The sequence below is a fragment of the Virgisporangium ochraceum genome (assembly GCF_016863655.1).
Lineage (GTDB): Bacteria > Actinomycetota > Actinomycetes > Mycobacteriales > Micromonosporaceae > Virgisporangium > Virgisporangium ochraceum.
Window position 1 is genome coordinate 48,952 of sequence record NZ_BOPH01000034.1, and the last position, 18,480, is coordinate 67,431.

General features: G+C 72.8%; 18 protein-coding genes. 10 read left to right on the top strand and 8 right to left on the bottom strand.

Features of this window, described 5'->3' with window-relative positions; all coding sequences use genetic code 11:
- Positions 1–40 precede the first annotated feature (40 nt).
- Genes Voc01_RS14045 through Voc01_RS14055 form a run of 3 tightly spaced genes read left to right on the top strand, consistent with a single transcriptional unit; the run spans position 41 to position 1,766 of the window.
- Positions 41–610: a hypothetical protein gene (locus Voc01_RS14045; protein ID WP_203927839.1), complete on the top strand. Its 570-nt coding sequence runs from the start codon at positions 41–43 to the stop codon at positions 608–610.
- Positions 607–1,191 (top strand): hypothetical protein, encoded by a 585-nt coding sequence (locus Voc01_RS14050; RefSeq protein ID WP_203927840.1) that lies wholly within the window; start codon positions 607–609, stop codon positions 1,189–1,191. The genes Voc01_RS14045 and Voc01_RS14050 overlap by 4 nt, the downstream gene beginning before the upstream one ends.
- Positions 1,188–1,766: a hypothetical protein gene (locus tag Voc01_RS14055; RefSeq protein ID WP_203927841.1), complete on the top strand. Its 579-nt coding sequence runs from the start codon at positions 1,188–1,190 to the stop codon at positions 1,764–1,766. The genes Voc01_RS14050 and Voc01_RS14055 overlap by 4 nt, the downstream gene beginning before the upstream one ends.
- Here Voc01_RS14055 and Voc01_RS14060 read toward each other — a convergent pair.
- From Voc01_RS14060 to Voc01_RS14070, 3 genes are read right to left on the bottom strand one after another with little or no spacing between them, the layout of a single operon-like run.
- On the bottom strand, positions 1,715–2,356 hold the full coding sequence (locus tag Voc01_RS14060) for a hypothetical protein (RefSeq protein ID WP_203927842.1): 642 nt from the start codon (positions 2,354–2,356) through the stop codon (positions 1,715–1,717). The two genes, Voc01_RS14055 and Voc01_RS14060, sit on opposite strands and share 52 nt — an antisense overlap.
- Entirely contained in the window at positions 2,353–2,970 is a 618-nt protein-coding gene (locus Voc01_RS14065; protein WP_203927843.1) for a hypothetical protein, read from the bottom strand. Before Voc01_RS14065 ends, Voc01_RS14060 begins: the two co-directional genes overlap by 4 nt.
- Complete coding sequence (locus tag Voc01_RS14070; protein ID WP_203927844.1) at positions 2,967–3,533, bottom strand: hypothetical protein; 567 nt, start codon at positions 3,531–3,533, stop codon at positions 2,967–2,969. The genes Voc01_RS14065 and Voc01_RS14070 overlap by 4 nt, the downstream gene beginning before the upstream one ends.
- 34 nt (positions 3,534–3,567) lie before the next feature.
- Between Voc01_RS14070 and Voc01_RS14075 the strand changes: the two genes are divergently transcribed.
- Both Voc01_RS14075 and mycP read left to right on the top strand, forming a co-directional pair.
- Positions 3,568–4,032, top strand: a complete 465-nt coding sequence (locus Voc01_RS14075; protein ID WP_203927845.1) for a hypothetical protein — start codon at positions 3,568–3,570, stop codon at positions 4,030–4,032.
- A gap of 32 nt (positions 4,033–4,064) precedes the next feature.
- Positions 4,065–5,333, top strand: coding sequence for a type VII secretion-associated serine protease mycosin (gene mycP, locus Voc01_RS14080; protein ID WP_203927846.1), 1,269 nt, complete (start codon positions 4,065–4,067; stop codon positions 5,331–5,333).
- Positions 5,334–5,421: 88 nt separating this feature from the next.
- Here the strand turns inward: mycP and Voc01_RS14085 are convergent, their stop codons facing one another.
- The 4 genes from Voc01_RS14085 to eccD all read right to left on the bottom strand — a co-directional run bounded on the left by Voc01_RS14085 (position 5,422) and on the right by eccD (position 9,335).
- Complete coding sequence (locus Voc01_RS14085) at positions 5,422–5,712, bottom strand: WXG100 family type VII secretion target (RefSeq protein ID WP_203927847.1); 291 nt, start codon at positions 5,710–5,712, stop codon at positions 5,422–5,424.
- A gap of 33 nt (positions 5,713–5,745) precedes the next feature.
- The gene (locus tag Voc01_RS14090; RefSeq protein WP_275423715.1) at positions 5,746–6,237 is read right to left on the bottom strand and encodes a WXG100 family type VII secretion target; all 492 of its coding nucleotides are present in this window, start codon (positions 6,235–6,237) and stop codon (positions 5,746–5,748) included.
- Between the two features lie 278 nt (positions 6,238–6,515).
- Entirely contained in the window at positions 6,516–7,928 is a 1,413-nt protein-coding gene (gene eccB, locus Voc01_RS14095) for a type VII secretion protein EccB (RefSeq protein WP_203927849.1), read from the bottom strand.
- 3 nt (positions 7,929–7,931) lie between these two features.
- Positions 7,932–9,335, bottom strand: coding sequence for a type VII secretion integral membrane protein EccD (eccD, locus tag Voc01_RS14100; protein WP_203927850.1), 1,404 nt, complete (start codon positions 9,333–9,335; stop codon positions 7,932–7,934).
- A 191-nt stretch (positions 9,336–9,526) separates the two neighbouring features.
- On the opposite strand from eccD, the gene eccCa reads away from it, so the two are divergent.
- A complete protein-coding gene (gene eccCa / locus Voc01_RS14105; protein WP_203927851.1) occupies positions 9,527–13,504 on the top strand; it encodes a type VII secretion protein EccCa in 3,978 nt (1,325 codons plus the stop codon).
- Positions 13,505–13,550: 46 nt separating this feature from the next.
- On the opposite strand, the gene Voc01_RS14110 is transcribed toward eccCa, so the two are convergent.
- Entirely contained in the window at positions 13,551–14,399 is an 849-nt protein-coding gene (locus Voc01_RS14110) for an SseB family protein (RefSeq protein WP_203927852.1), read from the bottom strand.
- Between the two features lie 34 nt (positions 14,400–14,433).
- Here Voc01_RS14110 and Voc01_RS14115 point away from each other — a divergent pair, with 34 nt between their 5' ends.
- The 4 genes from Voc01_RS14115 to Voc01_RS14130 are packed head-to-tail and all read left to right on the top strand — an operon-like array spanning position 14,434 to position 18,457.
- Positions 14,434–14,979 carry a hypothetical protein gene (locus Voc01_RS14115; protein WP_203927853.1) on the top strand — a complete coding sequence of 182 codons (546 nt, stop codon included), beginning with the start codon at positions 14,434–14,436 and terminating at the stop codon, positions 14,977–14,979.
- A gap of 34 nt (positions 14,980–15,013) precedes the next feature.
- Positions 15,014–15,592 (top strand): hypothetical protein, encoded by a 579-nt coding sequence (locus Voc01_RS14120; RefSeq protein ID WP_203927854.1) that lies wholly within the window; start codon positions 15,014–15,016, stop codon positions 15,590–15,592.
- 26 nt (positions 15,593–15,618) lie between these two features.
- Positions 15,619–16,209 (top strand): hypothetical protein, encoded by a 591-nt coding sequence (locus tag Voc01_RS14125; protein ID WP_203927855.1) that lies wholly within the window; start codon positions 15,619–15,621, stop codon positions 16,207–16,209.
- Positions 16,190–18,457: a WD40 repeat domain-containing protein gene (locus Voc01_RS14130; protein WP_203927856.1), complete on the top strand. Its 2,268-nt coding sequence runs from the start codon at positions 16,190–16,192 to the stop codon at positions 18,455–18,457. Before Voc01_RS14125 ends, Voc01_RS14130 begins: the two co-directional genes overlap by 20 nt.
- The last annotated feature ends 23 nt before the right edge of the window (positions 18,458–18,480 follow it).

An 18,480-nucleotide genomic window follows, 5' to 3' on the forward strand; every position in this document is an offset into this window, starting at 1 on the left:
TCGTCGAGGATATCTGCCGAGTGAGCGGAGGTGGGGGTCCGTGCTGGTAGCGCGCGCGATGTCCGAGTGCCACATGTACATGGATCTCCATCCGTGCGAGCGGTGCGGTGAGGCCGACTTCCCGTGGACCGTGCACGAGGCGGCCGAACGCGCCGGGCAGCGCATCTCGTCCTACGAGGGTGACTGCCCCTCGTGCGGCACCCACCGCCGGTTCGAGTTCGTCGTGCTCGACCCGAACCTGCCGCCGCCCGGCCTCGGCGGTCCCGAACCGTCCACGATCATCGACCCGGGTGGGTTCTTCGAGGTGGGGGAGTGGGCGGCCGGCGCGCTGAAGGTCGCACCGGACGCGTCGCCCGACGAGGTCGCCGACGCCTACGACGCGGCGATCGACGCGGTCGCCACCGTCGAGGAGATCCTCAAGTTCCTGCCACCGGGCGCCGACTCCGTGCCGGAGGAGGCGTTCACGTCGGGCCGGGGGCACGCGATCCGCGCCGCCGACCCGGGCCGGTTCGAGCGGTCGCGGCTGGAGGCCACGCTGGCCGAGCGGCGCCGGGTGCTCGTCGACCTCACCGCGCGGGTGGAGGCGCTCCGCGAGAGCAACGGCTGGTGACCGGCCCGCTCGTCGTGCCGGTGGGGCGCTATCTCGGCATGCTGCCGGTCGGCGCGGGGCTGCGGCATGTCGTCAGGGTGGGTGGCCGGCGGGTCGAGCTCGCCGACGACGAGCAGCTCGTGTGGGCGCTCGCGCACGGCGTCCCCGGCGCGCCCGACCTCGGCGGATGGGACCGCGCGGCCCTGATGCGGCACCTTCCCGGAGAAGCCGGCGCCGACGCGACGATCGACCGGTTGGTCGGCGGCGGCCTGCTGCTGGAGGTGGCCGGTCCGGTCGAGGAGTTCGCCCGCTCGGTGCGCCTGCTGCCGCAGGCCCTGGGGCTGGGCAACGATCCGGTCGAGGGCCGCCGGTTCCGGCTCGGTCATCCGGGTGCGGCGCTGGTGGCTGTTCCGGCGGAGATCTTCTTTCTCTGGTCGTGGGCCGGCCTCGACGACAACCTGTGGACCGCGTGCGTACGCGGCGCGAAGACCGCGTTGCCCGACGGCAGCGGCGATCCGCGGGCACTGGCCACCACGATCCTCGGCGCCCTGCACCAGCTCCTGTCGACGAACGCCGCCTGCCTCGACGCGGCACCGGCATGACGGCGGTCGTTCCGGTCGGCCACTACCTCGGCCCGATCCACGACGAGGCGGCCGGCCAGGTGCGGTTCCGGGTGCGGGTGGGCCGCGAGCCCGAGCCGCTCGACACGGCGGTCGAGGCCGCGGTGTGGTTGGCCGCGCACAGCCACCCCGACCTGCCACCCGGCACGGTGTGGACCCGCGAGCGGGTCCTCGGCCTGCTGCCCGATCCGGCCGGCGCCGTCGACGCGTTCGCGACGCTTCTGCGTGACGGGCTGCTGGCCGAGGTCGACGACGGTTTCGCCGACCGGTACCGGGTGGTGCCGCTGACCTTCGGCGTCGGCTGGCAGTACGACGAGAGCGGCTTCGCGCTCGGCACCGAGGGGCGCCGGGTGAGCGTCGGGGCGCCGGTGCTGGCGGTGTGGGAGCGCGGCGCCGACTTCGCGACGCTCCGGCAGGCGTGCGCCGACGCCGACCCGCGCGCGCCCGCGGCGGCCCTGGCGGCGATGGTCGCCGAGCTGCACCGGCTGCTGGCGGTGAGCGCCGTCTACGTCGACGTCGCGCCGGTGGCGACCCTCGACGCCGCGACGTCGAGGTAGCCGCAGCCGTTCGCCAGCAGCAGGTGCACCCGGTGCAGCAGGCCGGGCACGCCGTCGTCGTCGTCGCCGAGCAGCGGACCGGTGAGCGCCTGCATCTCGTTCAGGTCGGCCAGCGTCCCGACGCGGGTGGCCCACTGCCACAGGTCGAACACCCGCACGTCGACCACCGCGACGGGCTCCTCGCCGAACACGCCGATCCGGTACCGGTCGGGCCGGCCCGCGCCGCTGCCGAGGCCCGAGAGCAGCGGCCGCAACCGGTGCGACCGGGCGAAGACGGCCGGTGCGACCCCGTCGGGGCCCACCTCCACCAGCGCACCGGCGGCGAGCAGGTCGGCGAGGACGCCGGAGAAGTCGGCGGTGACCCGCTCGGCGGCCAGCCTGATGACGTCGTCGCGGGTCCAGACCGCGCCGGGGGTCGACGAGGCGGCCGGGAGGCCGTGGGCGAGCCCCCACACCAGAAGTTCGGCCCCGGTGGCGAGCCGTACCACCTCGTCGCCGACGCGGACGCGGTGCGAGTCGGGCGCGGCACCCGCGGCGGGGTGGTGCGGCCCGAGGTAGTGCCCGACCGGGAAGACCCAGGTGTCCGTCACGCGCGCTCCACGGTGTCGAGGTACGCCGCCTGCGCGTTCAGGAGACCGTGCAGGGTGTGCAGGAACCCCTCGAGGACCTCGGCCGGGCCGGCGACCTCGCCGTCGGCCTTCTCCAGCGCGGCGAGCGCGTCGCAGGCGTGCCAGAGGTTCTCGTCGAGGTGCCCCCAGGCCCACAGCTCGAAGACGAGGCGGGAGACCCGGATCCGCTCCTGTCCCATGAGCCCGATGGCGTACAGCCACGGCTGGTCCGGCAGGTTGCCCAGGCCGAGCATCGTCGGCACCACGCGGTGAGCCCGGGCGAAGGTGACCGCGCCGTCGCCGCCCGGTACGACCTCGGTGAGCAGCCGCCGGTCGAACAGCGTGTCGACGAGCGCCGCCGGCCGGGGCACGCCCTGCGTGGTGAGCTGGCGCAGCAGCGCGGCGGTGGTCCACGGGCCGTCGTCGACCCGGTCGTCGGGCGCGGCGTGCGCGGAGACCCACGTGACCAGTTCGGTGTCGGTGAGCTCGTGGATCTGCCCGCCGACGCGCACCTCGTGGTGGTGACCCCCGGCGTCGGCCGGGTCGTGGTAGGTGCCGACGAGCTGACCGACCGGCAGCACCAGCGCCTCCGTCATGCGGGCTGGTCCGCGAACCGGTCGGCGATCTCCCGGTACGTGCGCCGCACCGCCTGCAGGCGCGGTAGCCAGAACCGGCCGGGTTCGTCCTCGTAGACGGCGCGGCCGCGGTCGCTCCACACCGCGTCGTGGGGGACCCGGTCGCCACCGGGCGGCACGAACTTGGCCGCCTCGCCGACCGCGGCCGCCGCGGTGCGCAGCTCCAGCCGGATCTGCTGCCGCTCGGCGGCGCTCATGCCCTCCTCCGGCTCCCCGGGCGTGCTGCGGGCGATGAGGTCGGCGATCCACATCCACTCGCCGGGGTCGATCAGCGTGGACGGGGTGTCGTCGCCGAAGACCGGTTCGTCGGGGCTCGGGATGATCGGCTCGTCCGGGATCCGGAAGAGGAACTCGCGGTGGATGCCGCAGCGGGGGCAGCTGCCGCTGTAGCGGCTGGCCAGGTCACCCTCCGCGACGATGATGGTGTCGGCCGGCTCGAACTCGCGCTCGCCGCAGTTCTCACACGGGTTCAGTTCCATGAACAGCTGTGCCTCGGCGTTCGTCCGCGCGACTCGTAGCGGCATGACGTCGACCCTACCGGGTGGCTACGCTTTGCCCGTGCGATGGATCTCCGTACGGCCGGGCTTCATCCCGCTCTGGGACGACGACGAGGCCGACATCGAGGACTGGTCCGTCGACGAGCTGGACAAGCCCGACGAGCTGGTGGAGGTCCTGCGGATCCTGCTGGGCGGGGCCGACCCGGCCGCTCTGGCCGAGTTCGACCGGCTGCACAACGACGGCTGGCGCCAGAGTCCGCCGCAGTGGACCGGTGAGCGGCTGCGCCGGTTCAGCGCTGTCACCGGTCGCGTGCCCGACCCGCGGGGACCGGTCGAGGGGTACTGGGAGCTCGCCGACGCGACCGTCGCCGACCTGGCGCCCAAGCTACCGTGGACGCAGCGGTACGTCGGCCGTCCGGTCGAGGAGGTACGCAGGTCCATCCGGCTCGAATGGCTGGGCGCGTACGGGTTGCACCAGTTCCTCGCCGACGCGGTGGCCGGTGGCAACGAGGTGGTCGCCGACTGAGGCGGCCGGCAGGTGACGAGACGGGGGCGAACATGGCGGGCGGTCTGCTGATACGGGCCCGGCTGTGCGCGGTCGCGGGCGTGGCGGTGGCAGCCACGGTCGTCGGCACCCTGTCGGTACCGGCGGCTCCGGCGTCGGCGGCGCCGAACTGTGTCGACCCGGGCACCGCGTACGCCCCGGAGCCGTGGCCGCAGAAGATGTTCGGCATCGAACGGGCGTGGGCGCTCACCCGCGGGGCCAACGTTCTGGTCGCGGTGCTCGACTCGGGTGTCGACGCGAACCACCCGCAGCTGCGGGGCCGGGTGGCGGGCGGTACCGACCTCATCACTCCGGGCGGCGACGGTCGAGCCGACTGCGCCGGCCGGGGAACGCAGACCGCGGGCATCATCGCCGCGCAGCAGGAGCCGAACATCGGCTTCCACGGCCTCGCGCCGCAGGCGACGATCCTGCCGGTGCGGGTCTCCGACAGCGAGACCAACGGGCCGTCGGCCGGGGTCGCCGGGCTCGCCGCCGGCATCCGGTTCGCCGTCTCCCGCGGGGCCAAGGTGATCTCGGTGTCGCCGGTGTCGTACATCGCCGACCCGAACCTCGCCGCCGCCGTCGCGGAGGCGGTGAACAACGACGTCCTGGTCGTCGCCGCGGCCGGGGAGGACAGCGGCAGCAACGGGCTCAACCGCATCCCGTACCCGGCCGCGTTCACCGGTGTTCTCGGGGTCTCGGCCGTCGAACAGAACACGATGGTCAGCGAGAAGAGCGGTCAGGGCACGTTCGTCGACCTGGCCGCGCCGGGAGTCGCGGTCGTGTCCACGCAGCGCGGCGGCGGGGTGACGCCGGCAGAGGGCACCGCGTTCGCTGCCGCGTACGTGGCCGGCGCCGCGGCGCTCGTGCGTAGCTGGTTCCCGCAGATGCCCGCCCCGGAGGTCGCGAAGCGCCTGATGGCCACGGCGGCGCCGGCGCCCGGCGGGGTCGACAGCCTGCGCTACGGCGGCGGAATCGTGAACCCGTACGGCGCGCTGGCCGACCAGCTGATGGACACCGAGCCGGTCAGCGTGCCGGGCATGCCGCAGGAGGACGCCAGCGACCTGGCCCGCGAGCGGAACTGGACGTCGAGCGGGAACCTGGCCAAGCTCCTGGCCGGCCTGGGCGTGCTCGTCGCGCTGGCGCTGATCGGCCTCGGCGCGGCCGTGCCGCGGGGCCGGCGGCGGCGCTGGCGTCCCAGCATCACCCGGCGGCCCGTCCAGCGGCACGAGGACGAGGAGCCGCAGCCGCCCGTGCGCCTGTTCGCCGACCGGGAGACCTGATCCGTCGCGCCTTCGGGTGCGCCTTCTGCTGATGAGAACGCCCCGCCCGCCTGGTCGGCGGACGGGGCATCGTGGCCGGCGGAACGGCTCAGAACAGCGTCGACAACCTCTGGTCGGTGGCCTGCATGTCCTGGTTGGTGGACTGGACGGCCGTCGAGAACGTGGTGAGGCCCGTCTGGTACTCCTGCACCAGGGCGTTCCACGAGCGGGAGGCGTCGTGGAACGCGTTGGCCGCGACACCCGTGAAGCCTTCCTGCACCAGCTTGTTGAACTCGGCCTCGACCGTCTGGCTCAGGTGCACGTCCATCTGGTTTACGAATGCCTTGAGCTCCTCGACCATCTGCTCGATGGCGCTGTGCTCATAGGTCATGTCAGCCATGTAGATACCTCGATGTCGAAAGTGGGCGGTGGACTAGGATTCCAGCGAGGCGGTGACCCCACCGCCCTTGACGTGGCCGCTCTGGCCGGAGTCCGCCAGGCCACCGGGGCCCGACCCGCCGAAGTTGTTGCCCTTGGCGGTCAGCTCCGCGGCGTTGATGTCGTCGCGGCTGAACAGCTCGTTGGCCGACGTGCGCGTCTTGTTCGACAGGTCTTCGAGCTTCTGCAGGACCTGGACGTTCAGGTCGTCGACGAACTCGACGAGAACCTTACGGAACGCATTTCCCGCACCACCCTGGAACTGCGCCGACCGGCTGATCATGCTGTTGACCAAGGACTGCGACTTCGTGCGGATGTCAGCTGCCGCCTCGTCCGCCGCGTCGGCGGCCCTGATCACCTCGGCAGCGGTTACTCCTAGTGGTTGACCCAACGAGAACACCCCGTTCGTAGGACGGGCCCCCGTACAACGTGATCCTCCGTCTTCGAGGGCGTCACGACATCGATGCGACAGACACCGATCTTCCATCTCACGGTAACCGGTACGGGCAAGCGTGACCAGCCGGAACCGGTGAACGGTGGCGTGGACGGGCCGGGCTGGAGACCTTCTGGGGTCAGGGTCCGGGCTGGACCGTGCAGCACCCACGACCGGGCACGGATCGCTGTCGTGCGGTGCCGCGTCAGCTGATGATCGAAAGTGGTGGCGACCTTTGCTGTTCTGGCCACAACAGCAGGAAGGTCCCACCACTTTCGATCATGGTTGGGTTCTGCGCCGGTGGCCGGCGAAACCCTGACCCCTGAAGGTGTCTAGCGGCCCGGTATCCGCACCTGTTGGTCGACCGGTGTCCGGGCCGCCTGCTGGTCGAGCGTCGGCCCCGGCGGGATCCGGTTCACCAGACTCGCCGGTATGGGCACGAAGCGCTGCGGCGGGTAGCCGAGCGCCTGCACGACCTCCGGCGTCGCGATCGGGTACCGCATGCCGATGTCGGTGATGACGCCGGGCGCACCGGCCGTGGCCGACCCCGAGATGACGGCCGTGACCAGGACCGCCTTGCCCGGCGGCACGTAGACGCGGTCGGCGAGGCTGGTGCCCGAACCGAGCGCGCCCGCGGTGGGGATCCCGGCGGTGAGCTGCCGGGCGCCGGACACCACGGAGACCGTGGGCGCCGACCGTGCGTCGCGGAACTGCGCGCACGCGGACTCGGTGGTCGCCGCCGTGACGAGCCGCGGCACCCGCACCGGTGGCGCCTGGTCGCCGGTCGGCCTCGTGAGCTGGGCGCTCTTCGGTGCGCTGTTCGCCTCGAACACCGTGATGGAGACCGGCTGGCTGTTGGTCTGCCCGGTGTAGATCGCCTTCTGCAGCTCGGTGATGGCCGCGAGCCCGTCCTTCATGACGACGTAGAACTGCTGCTCCGACCCCGTCTGCGCGACGATGAGCTCGCCGACCCGGCGACCGGTGACGCTCGAGGGCTGGTTGGCGTCGGCGACCGTGAGCGGCGCGATGGGCGTGCCGAGGGGCAGCCCGGTGATCCACCCCGGGGCGGCGGGCGTCGGCGCGGTCTGCGCGCCGAAGAGCGAGACGAGCGTCTTGTCCGGTTCCTTGACCTCGAACCGGCGGCCCTGCCAGACCAGGTGCACCGACTCGTCGGCGATGTTGCGGACCAGCATGCTGTCGTCGGCCTCGAGTTGCCGACCGGTCAGCGCGGAGCCGAGGATCAGCGACGTGGAGGTGGACGGCCGGCCGGCGACGTTGGTCCCGGGCACCGCGCACAGGGTCCAGGGACCGCTGACGGTGTTCTTGGCGTCGGGGAGCGAGGCGGGCGCGTTCGGGATGCCCAGCATGTTGCCGCGGTTGGCGCGCGAGAGCGTGCGTCGCGACTCCCGGAACACCTTCGTCGGCGGGTCACCGGCGAGCACCGCCGACGTGTAGTTGACCATCGGGTACAGGATGTTGTCGCGGTAGACGAACGGTGCGCCGGTCTCCTTCTCGATGACGACCGCGCCCTGCACCCGCCACTTGCCGCTGCCGATCTTCGTGATGAGGCCGAAGACGGCGAACCCCGCGCACAGGATGACCGCGATCATCGCGCCCGCGAACACGGCGCCGATGCCGCGGCGCAACGGCGACTGGGCCGGGTCGGTCTCGCGCATGACGAACGCCGACAGCACCCGCTGCACCAGGAACTGGTAGGACTGGAACTGGTCGCGACGCGTGGCCATGGCTCACACCACCCCGGCGAAGACTCCCTGCAGGCGCTGGTAGAGCCCCACCACCCCGCAGGCCAACGGAACCAGGGCCATGATCGCCGCCACGTCGAGAATGTCGCTGATGCGGCCCAGTCGCGGCGACGGCGACCGGCGGCTGAAGACCAGGCCGGCGGCGAGCACCAGCCCGGCGACGACGGTGATGACCACCAACCAGCTGATGAGGCGGCTGGTGGGCGACTCGCCGCTCACGGCCGCCCAGGCGAGCACGCCGGCCGTGAGGATGCCGCTGATGAGCATCGGCAGGCGCTGGCGGGCCGTGGGGAACAGCCGGGCCCGCAGCAGGATCGCCGCGGTCGCGGTGATGGCGAGCAGGACCGCCCAGCGCGACGGCTCGGTGAGCAGCATCAGCGTGCAGATCAGGGTGGCCACCGACGCGGCGAGCAGCAGGCCGTTGAGGAGCTGGTGGGCCCGGCTGGCGGCGGCGAACACCGCCGAGCGCTTCGGCGACGGCTTGTCGTCGAGCATGTCCTCGGCCCGTTCCGGCAGTTCCGGCATCGGGATCCGGCCGAGCGAGGCCGACAGCAGCGGGTAACCGGGAAGGCCACCGATCGCGATCGTCAGCGCGACCGCGGCCGCCTCCACCTGTTCCATGCCGGCAAGGCACAGCAGCGCCGCGATGGCGGCCAGCGTTCCGCCCGCGAGCGCGGCGGCGAAGATCTGCGCGTAGGCGGCGACACCGACGTAGCCGATGACGCCCACCAGGATCACGGCGACGGCGGCCAGCAGCACCTGCGCGGCGCCGAACTCGGTCGGGTCACGGTCGGCCGGCCCGGTGACGAGGTAGGCGCCCACGGCCGCCCAGCTGACGGCGCAGCCGGCGACCACGGCGCCCGCTCCGGAGTCGCCCGCCGCACGGGCGAGGACGACGCCGACGGCCAGCAGGATCACGGCGAAGCCGAGCGCGATGCCGCCGGGCAGGGCCCACGGTTCGCGGGCGCCGGCGACGGCGATCAGCCCGAGGTTGATGAGGACGGCGACGAGCACCAGCGCGAACCGGCGGGTCGCCGGCCGGCCCCACGACCGCTCCGCCCGGCGCGAGCCGCTGGCGATGATCTCGACGACGTCGTCGTAGGCGAGTTCGGGCCATTCCTGGCGCCGCGGAACGAGGTGGAGCACCTCGCCGTCGCGGACGGCCTGCATGGAGAGGCTCCGCTTCGGGTCGAGCATCGACCCGGTGGACCGGCGCAGCGCCCAGCCGCCGTGCTGGGGACCGTCGTCGGCCATGCCGTCGCCGGCGTGGCGCAGCAGATGGGGGAGCAGCTCACCGAGTGCGACCGTCTCGGGCAACGCGACGTCGATCCGACGCTTGGGCGTGGCGACCGTGACACGGGCCAGCCCGACTCCTACGGAGGTCGTCATACCCTGACCTCCTCCTCCCCCCGTCGAAACGCGGCCAACATAGCACGGGGCCCGTCGGCGGCCCGGTCAGCGCAGCGTCACCTGTGGATATGTGGTCCCCCTGGCGCGCTCGTCTATGATTGCCGCCGTAAATGCCGGCCCCGGTCGTCGCCAGGTGGGCCGTCGGCGGGCATCGTCGATGCGGGGGACCTGTGGCAACGATAATCATCAAGCGACCGCTACGCCGGCCGGCGCCGATGGTGCCCTCCGGCGAGGTCATGCTCGAGGCGCCACCGGAGAACCCGCCACCGGCCAGCCGGCGCTGGCAGCAGATGCTCATGATCCTGCCCATGATCGCCGGCACGATGGCGATGGGCCTGATGATGGGCGTCGGCGCCCGCGGCCCGATCGCCTACATCGCCGGCGGCATGTACGGCGGTGCGATGCTCGGCATGGTCGCGGTGCAGTTCATGACGCAGACCAACGGCCCGAACAAGGCCGAGATGATCGAGAGCCGCCGTCAGTACATGCGCACGTTGAGCCACCTCCGCGCGCAGGTGGTCAAGACGATCACGCAGCAGCGGGAGGCGTTGTTCTACCGGCACCCCGACCCGGGCGGTCTCTGGTCGGCGGTCGGCGGCGCGCGGTTGTGGGAGCGGCGGCGCGACGACGGTGACTTCGGTGTGGTGCGGATCGGGCTCGGCCCGCAGGAGATCGCGACCCCGCTGATCCCGCCGCAGACCCGCCCGGTCGACGAGCTGGAGCCGCTGTGCGCGATGGCGCTGCGGCGCTTCGTCACGACGTACTCGATCGTTCCGGACCTGCCGGTCGCCGTCGCCCTGCGCGACTTCGCCCGGATCTACGTGCGCGGGTCCGACGAGCCGTCACGCAGCCTCGTGCGGGCGATCGTCGCCCAGTACGCGGCGTTCCACGCACCCGACGACGCGATCGTCGGGTTCTGCGTCTCCGACGCCGAGCGTCCGTTCTGGGAGTGGGCGAAGTGGCTGCCGCACGCGCTGCACGCCAAGAAGCACGACGGCGTCGGTCCGGTGCGCCTCATCGCCAACGGGGTGGCCGCGCTGGAGGCGCTGCTCGACGACACCCTCGTGAACCGGCCGCGGTTCAGCACCGGTGGCGGGCCCACGACGTCACCCCATGTTCTGGTCGTGATCGACGGAGGCACCACCGTCGGCTCCGACCACCTCATGACCGAGGGCGGCGTCGACGGCGTCACCGTCATCGACCTCGCGAACCCCCCGCCGCGGCTGCTCGACGACGCCACGGTGGTGCTCGAGGTGGCCGACGACGGCGAGCTCAACGCCATCACGATGGACGGCACGACCGGCATCGGCAGGGCCGACGTGTGCGACCCGGACGACATCGAGGTGCTGGCCCGGGAGATGGCGCCGCTGCGGCTGTCGGCCACCGATCTGGAGACCGTCAGCGGAGACCAGTTCGTGTCGAAGGAGGTCGGGCTGGCCGACCTGCTGGAGCTGGGCGACCCGCACCAGTTCGACGTCAACCGCCTGTGGAGCAACCGCCCCAACCGCGACCGGCTGCGCATCCCGATCGGCGTGGGTCCCGACGGCCGGCCCATCGAGCTCGACCTGAAGGAGTCGGCGCAGGAGGGCATGGGCCCGCACGGCCTGCTGGTCGGTGCCACCGGTTCCGGCAAGAGCGAGCTGCTGCGCACGCTGGTGATCTCGTTGGCGCTCACCCACCACCCGGAGACGCTCAACTTCGTGCTCGTCGACTTCAAGGGCGGCGCCACGTTCGCCACGCTCGACCGGCTGCCGCACACCAGCGCGGTCATCACGAACCTGAGCGAGGAGCTGGCGCTGGTCGACCGCATGCTCGGCGCCATCTCCGGCGAGCTGACCCGCCGCCAGGAGCTGCTGCGCCGGGCCGGCAACTACGCGTCGCAGCGCGACTACGAGCGGGCGCGGGTGGCCGGTGTGCCGTTGGCGCCGCTGCCGAGCCTGCTGATCATCTGCGACGAGTTCAGCGAGCTGCTCACCGCCCGGCCCGACTTCATCGACATGTTCGTGCAGATCGGACGCGTGGGCCGGTCGCTGGGGATCCACCTGCTCCTGGCGTCCCAGCGGCTCGACGAGGGCCGGTTGCGCGGCCTCGACGCCCACCTGTCCTACCGCCTGGGGCTGCGGACGTTCTCGTCGATGGAGAGCCGCGCGGTGCTCGGCGTACCCGACGCGTTCGAGCTGCCCCGCTCGCCCGGCAACGGGTACCTGAAGGTCGAGACCGGGCTCACCCGCTTCCGGGCCGCGTACGTGTCGGGCGTCTACCGCACGTGGGACGACACCAGCGTCGGGTCGCTGCGGCGCAACCCGCAACCGGTGCGCGACTACACCAGCCAGTACGTGGCGCCGCCGGTCGACGAGACCCCGACGCCGGTGGCGCAGTCCACCGACGACGAAGACGACGTGCGCGGCGAGACGCTGCTCGACGTGCTCGTGGCCCGGCTGGAAGGGAAGGGCGTGCCGGCGCACCAGGTGTGGCTGCCGCCGCTGTCCGACCCGCCGACGCTCGACCAGATGCTGCCGCCGCTCGTCCGTGACAGCAAGCGCGGCCTCACCGTGTCGGCGCCGGAGATGGTCGGCGCGCTGAGCGCGATCGGCGGCGTCGTCGACAAGCCGTTCGAGCAGCGCCGCGACCTGCTCGTGCTCGACCTGTCCGGCGGCAACGGCAACGCGGTCGTCGTGGGTGCGCCGCGCAGCGGCAAGAGCAACCTGGTCCGCACGCTGATCGCGAGCCTCGCGCTGACCCACACCCCGCAGGAGGTGCAGTTCTTCGCCCTCGACTTCGGCGGTGGCGGTCTCATGGCGATGCGTGACCTGCCGCACGTGGGCACCGTGGCCACCCGCCACGACGTGAGCGTGGTGCGCCGGACGATCGCCGAGGCCCGCACGATCATGCGGATGCGGGAGAAGCGGTTCGCGGACGAGGGCATCGACAGCATCGCCACCTACCGGCGACGCAAGCGCGACGGCGAGTTCACCGACGACCCCTTCGGCGACCTGTTCGTCGTCATCGACGGCTGGACGACGCTGCGCAACGAGTTCGACGACCAGGAGGCGTCGGTCACCGAGATCGCCGCGTCCGGCCTCGGGTACGGGGTGCACCTCATCCTCACGTCCGGCCGGTGGATGGACATGCGTCCGGCGATCCGGGACATGTTCGGCACCAAGCTCGAACTGCGCCTCGGCGACGCGGCCGACTCGATGATCAACCGCCGCGAGGCTTTGAACGTGCCCGAGTCGTCACCGGGCCGGGGCCTCATCCCGGGTCCGCTGCACTTCCTGTCGGGCCTGCCGCGCATCGACGGACAGCAGGACGCCGACCACATCTCCGAGGGCATGACCAAGCTGATCCAGGCCGTGCGCAACGACTGGTCGGGCAAGGACGCCCAGGGCGTGCGCCTGCTGCCCGATCTGCTGCCGTACGAGGCGGTCGCGAAGACCCGTTCGATGACGGGCAAGGGCCTGCCGATCGGTATCGCGGAGAAGGACCTGCAACCGGTCTTCCTGGACTTCGACGCCGAGCCGCACCTGATCCTGTTCGGCGACGTCGAGGCGGGCAAGAGCAGCTTCCTGCGGGTGCTGGCCAAGGGAATCACCGAGCGGTACCCGGCCGACAGCGCGAAGATCATGATCATCGACCACCGGCGCAGCCTGCTCGGAGCCGTCGACACGCCGCACCTGATCGGCTACGGCACGGCGGCTCCCACGAGCGCCGCGTTGATCAGCGAGGCGGCCGAGGTCATGCGGAGGCGGCTGCCCGGTCCGGACGTCACCGCCGAACAGCTCCGCAACCGGAACTGGTACAAGGGACCCGACCTGTTCCTGCTCGTCGACGACTACGACCTCGTGGCCACCCAGTCGGGCAACCCGCTGCAACCGATGATCGAGTTCCTCGCGCAGGGCCGCGACATCGGGCTGCGCGTGATCATCACTCGCCGGGTGGGCGGCGCCGGCCGGGCGATGTTCGACCCGGTGATCGCCCGGATCCGCGACCTCGCCTCGCCGGGCATCCTGATGTCCGGCCCGCGCGACGAGGGTGCCCTGCTGGGCAACATCAAGCCGCAGCTCCTGCCGCCGGGCCGGGGCTGGCTGGTCACCCGGCGCAGCGGCGCCGGCCTGGTGCAGCTGGCCTACCTCCCGCCGGCGCACTGACCCTGCCGCCGGCGCACTGGGCCCGCCGCCGGCGACCGGGCGGGCGTCAGTCGCCGTCGGGAGGTACGACCGGTACGGGAGGTACGACCGGGATGTACTGCGAGAACGCGGTGAGCACCTCGGCCGGCAGCATGAACTCCAGCGGCGTGCCGGGGTTCACCGCGAGCTGCTGCGCGGCGGCCGGCCACGTCGCCACCAGCTGCATGAACGGGATCGCCGTGGTCGCGGTGCCGGGCGGCACGTACTGGTCCTCGCTGTACGCCTCGACGCTCGGAACACCGTCGACCGGCTTGACCAGCGCGACCCCGTTCTGGCTCGCCACCAGCACGTCGCCGGAGACGATGCGGGTCAGGTAGTCGTCGACGAAGGCCTCGAGCTCCGCGTCGGCCGCCTCGTCGACCGCCTCGGCGTTCGCCGGGTCGGCGACCTCCAGCAGCTCGGTCATCTCCTTGCCGGTGGGCACGAGGATCTCGCCGGCCGCGGCGCGCGCCAGCGACTCGGCGTCGAGCCACGCGTCGATGGGCGTGCCGAGGTTGAAGCCGATCTGCAGGTCGGTGCCCTCCAGGCCGGCGCGCAGCGTCTCGTAGTCGCTCTCGACGTAGCCGTTGGCGGCGTCGCCGAGGCTCGCCTGCAGCGTGTCCAGCGACGTGAACGCCAGCAGGTAGGTCACGTCGTCGGTGGTGAACGTGACGTAGTCCTCGTTGCTCGCACCGGTGGCCGTGTCGGGATCGTCGACCATCTGCGGGAGGAAGAGCGGCGCCGACATGAGGATCGTGAAGAAGCCGGCCCGGTCGTCCTTGGTGGCGGCTTCCGCCAGGCGGGCCTCGACCTCGTTGGTGGGCTGCCACGGAGACGCCCCGACGGGTGGCTGCCACGGCTGCGCTTGCTGCGTCACCGGCGCGACTCTACCGGCCCGTACTGTTGTCGGCATGTCCGTACCACGCGCGCGCAGCAGCGACGAGGCGCACCTGTTCATGGCGCTGCATCCGTGCGGTGTGTGCGGAGACGGCAGCTTCGTACCCGTCGTCCGCGAGGTTCTCGAGGACGGCGTGCTCGTCACGCACTACACCGGCCGGTGCGACACCTGCCGCGCGCTGCGCGACTTCCGGTTCCGGATCGACCGCGAGCCCGAGGGCGACGGGCCGCGCTTCGGCGGGGACGAGCCGTCCGAAATCATCGACGCCGGCCAGTGGCTGCGGGGGGTCGACCGGGTACTCGCCGAGACCCCGTCCAACATCCTGGGGGTGTCCGAGGAGGAGTGGCGCGCACGGCGGTACATGTTCGCGGCCGCCGCGGAGTCGGTCGGCGAGGTGCTGAAGTTCATCCCGGCCGGCGACGACGCCGTCCCGCCGGGCGCGTTCTGGACCGCGAGCGGCCGCGAGATGCGCGACGCCGTGCCCGAACGCTTCGAACGCGACCGGCTCGAGCAGCTGCGCGGCGTCTGCCTCGAACTCGCCGCCCGGTTCGCCGGGTAAGCCCGGTCGCTGCCGTCCACGTATCCTGGCGTCCGTGACCATCCCGGCCGCCCGCAGCCACAACGAGGCGATGATGTTCGTGCTGCTGCGCGAGTGCCGGGGATGCGGCCGCACCAACCGCGACCTCACCGACGAGCTCCACGTCAGCGAGACCGGCGCCGAGTCACACGCCGAGTACACCGCGTTCTGCCGCGACTGCGGGAACATCGACGTCTACCGGTTGCGGCTGCCGGCCGCCGACCCGCAGGCCGGTGAGCGCGGGGTGGTCTTCGGCGGGCCGGAGCCGTCCCGCATCCTCGACGCCGGCGAGTGGGTCTCGGTCGCGCTCCGCACGTCGGCGAACACGCCCGAGGATCCCGCCGGGATGACCGACCAGGAACGGTCCGACGCGGCGCTCGCGATGCACACGGCCGCCGCCGCGGTGCGGGAGGCCGCGAAGTTCATCGAGCCCGGCCGCGAGCGGCTGCCCCGCTCGGCGATGTGGACCGACGTCGGCCGGGAGGAGTTCGACCGCGATCCGTGGCGGTTCAGCCGGCCGCGGCTGGCGGTGCTCGAGCGGGCGTACCTGGAGGCGGCGGAGCGGCTCGCCGACGGACGGCCGATCTGGAACTGACGGTAGGGAAGAGCGGGGGGACGAGAGTGGCGCTGGGGCTGCCCTACGTGCGCACGTACAACGAGGCGATCCTGTTCATACGCCTGCGGCCGTGCGGATGCGGCGAGACGGAGGCCGCGTGGACGGCCATCGTGCTGACGCTCGACGACGCGCCGGCGCGGTACTTCACCGGTCAGTGCCAGAACTGCGGCCGGGCCCGCGAGTTCACGCTGGCGATGCCCGAGGAGGCGTACCCGCGCGCCGACGTGGTCTTCGGCGACGGACCCGGGTACTCCCAGGTGATCGATCCCGGCGAGTGGGTCAGCGTGTCCGACCAGTACGGCGAGCGGGTCGACGAGCTGCTGTCGGACGGCGAGTTCGACGCCGCCGACGTGGAGGTCGCGCAGTACGCGTTGTCGGCCCGCGTGTCGGCGCTCGACGAGGTGCTCAAGTTCCTGCCGCACAACGGCGACGTCGTCCCCGAGTGGCTGTTCCGCAGCGTCAACGGGCGGGCCGTCTTCGAGGCGGCACCGGCGCGGTTCGGCCGCGACGCGCTGCTGGCCGAGCGCACCGCGTTGTGGGAGAACCTGGAGCGCTTCCTGAAGGACTTCTACGGCGATGGCGGATCCAGCGACTGAGCCCGCCCGGGTCGACTACCGGGTGGGTGCCGAGTTCGACCCGGAGGGGTCCGGGCGCTTCGAGCTCACGCTGCTCGCCGACGGCTCGGCGACCCTGGCCCACCGGTACCGCGGCGTGCACCGCTCGTGGACGGCGCGGGTCGACGACGTCGTCTGGCCCCGCCTCGTCGACGCGTTGCGCGGCAGCGGGTTCCCGGACGCGCCCCCGTTCCGGCCGCGGGGCGCGGTGCAGGAGCTCGCGGTCACCGGTGTGGAACCGGCCGGCGAGGTGTGGATGCGCCGCGGCAGCGGTGCGGAGGTCGGGCTCGCCGCCGCGCTGCGGATCCTGGATTCCGTGGCGCACCAGGTGAGCGGGGGAGCGGTGCCCGGTGAGGGCACGCTGCCCAGGATCGTCTCCGGGATCGTCGCCGCGGAGGGCGAGGAGCCGTTCCCGGCGCAGCTGGCCGTGGTCGGTGCGCTGGGTCCGCGGGCGGTCGCCGGCATCGTCCGGGTCGACGGCGGCGTCACCGTGCTCGCGGCGTCCGACGGCACGGTCGTCACCGAGCTGCCACCGACCGGGTCCCCGCCGCGCGGCCTCGCGATCGGCGACCTCGGCACCGGCGACGAGCCGTTCCCGGTGGTCGTGACCGGAAGCGACGACGGCCTCATCCGGCTGTGGGGGGCCGACGGCACCCCGCTGACCCGGCAGGTCCGGCACACCGGCCCGGTCACCGCGGTGACCACGTCGATGGACCCGGCCGGGTTGCGGATCTGGACCGCCGACCTCGCCGGCGGGCTCCTGCAACGCGGCCTCGAACCGGGTGGGCCCGTGCTCACCTGGCCCGGTTCGCCGGTCGGGATCACGGCGCTGGCCTGGGCGGGCACGGCGGACTACCGGATGCTCGTCCTGGCGACCGACGACGGGCGGGTCGCCCGCCGCTCGCTCGACGACCCGGCGGAGCTGGAGGTCTGGGCCGCCCACACCGGGCCGGTCGACGCCGTCGCCGTCATGGGTGTCGACGACGACTTCCTGATCGCGTCCGGCGGCGCCGACCGCGTCATCCGGCTCCGCGGCGGGCTCACCGGCAAGCCGGGTCCCGACCTGCCGGGCCACGGCGCCACCGTCACCGGGCTCGCGTTCGGGGTGATCGACGGGCGGCTCGTGCTCGGCTCGTGCTCCCTCGACGGCACCGTCCGCACCTGGGACGTCGACGCGCGGGAGACGCTGGCGCAGTGGTCGGCCGGCGACCCCTGGCCGGCCGGGATCGCCGACGCGCGCACCCACGGCGTGCAGCGGTGGGCCACCGGCGGCGCCGACGGCGTCGTGCGGATCTGGGACGCGCGCGGCGGCGACCAGGTGCTGGCCCTGGAGGGCGACAGCGCCGTGCTGTGCGTGGCGACCGCGCTGATGCCCGGGCGTACCCTCGTCGCGGCCGGCCACCAGGACGGCACCCTGCGCGTGTGGGACGCCCTCACCGGACAGCTGCTCGGCGCCGACCGGTCCGGGACGGAACCGGTGACGTCGGTGGAGTTCGGCACCGACGGCCGGGTCGCCGCGTTCGTGTCCGGCACGATCGCCGGCTCGGTGCGGGTGCACAACCCGGCGACCGCCGAGGTCGGCCTCGTGTTGAGCCCGCACACCGACCAGGTGCTGTCGCTGGCGCTCGCGCCGGTCGGTGGGCCGGACGGGCCGCGCCGGCCGGTCCTCGTCTCCGGTGGGGCCGACCGCACCGTGCGGGTGTGGGCGGCCGACACCGGCTGGCCGCGCGCCTGTCTGATGGGTCACACCGATCTGGTGACGGCGGTGGCGGTGGCCGAGGTCGCGGGACGTCCGCTGATCGCGTCGGGCGGGTACGACCGCACCGTCCGGCTGTGGGACCAGAGCGGCGCCGCGCTGTGGACGCAGGAGCTGCTGTCGATCGTCTACGCGGTCGCGATCGACGCGGACCTGGGCGTGGTGCTCACCGGCGGCCTCGACGACGCGGTGCGGGTGTTCTCGCTCGCCGGCGGCCGGGAGCGGCTGGCCACCGAACCGGTCGAGGGCCCGGTCACGAGCGTCGCGGTCGGAGCGTGGCGGGGGCTTCCGGTGGTCGTGGCCGCGGGGAACGGCGCGGTCCTCTGCTGGACCCTCGTGCGCGGCGTCGCCGTGCCGCTCGCGCAACCCGCGGGTCCGACGCTGGCGGTGGCGCTGAGCCCGGAGGGCGAGCTGTGGGCGGTGGGTGCCGGGGGCGTCACGGTCGTCGAGCCGTCGCCCGCCTCGCCGGCATAGGCGAGGATAGGGTGTCGATACCC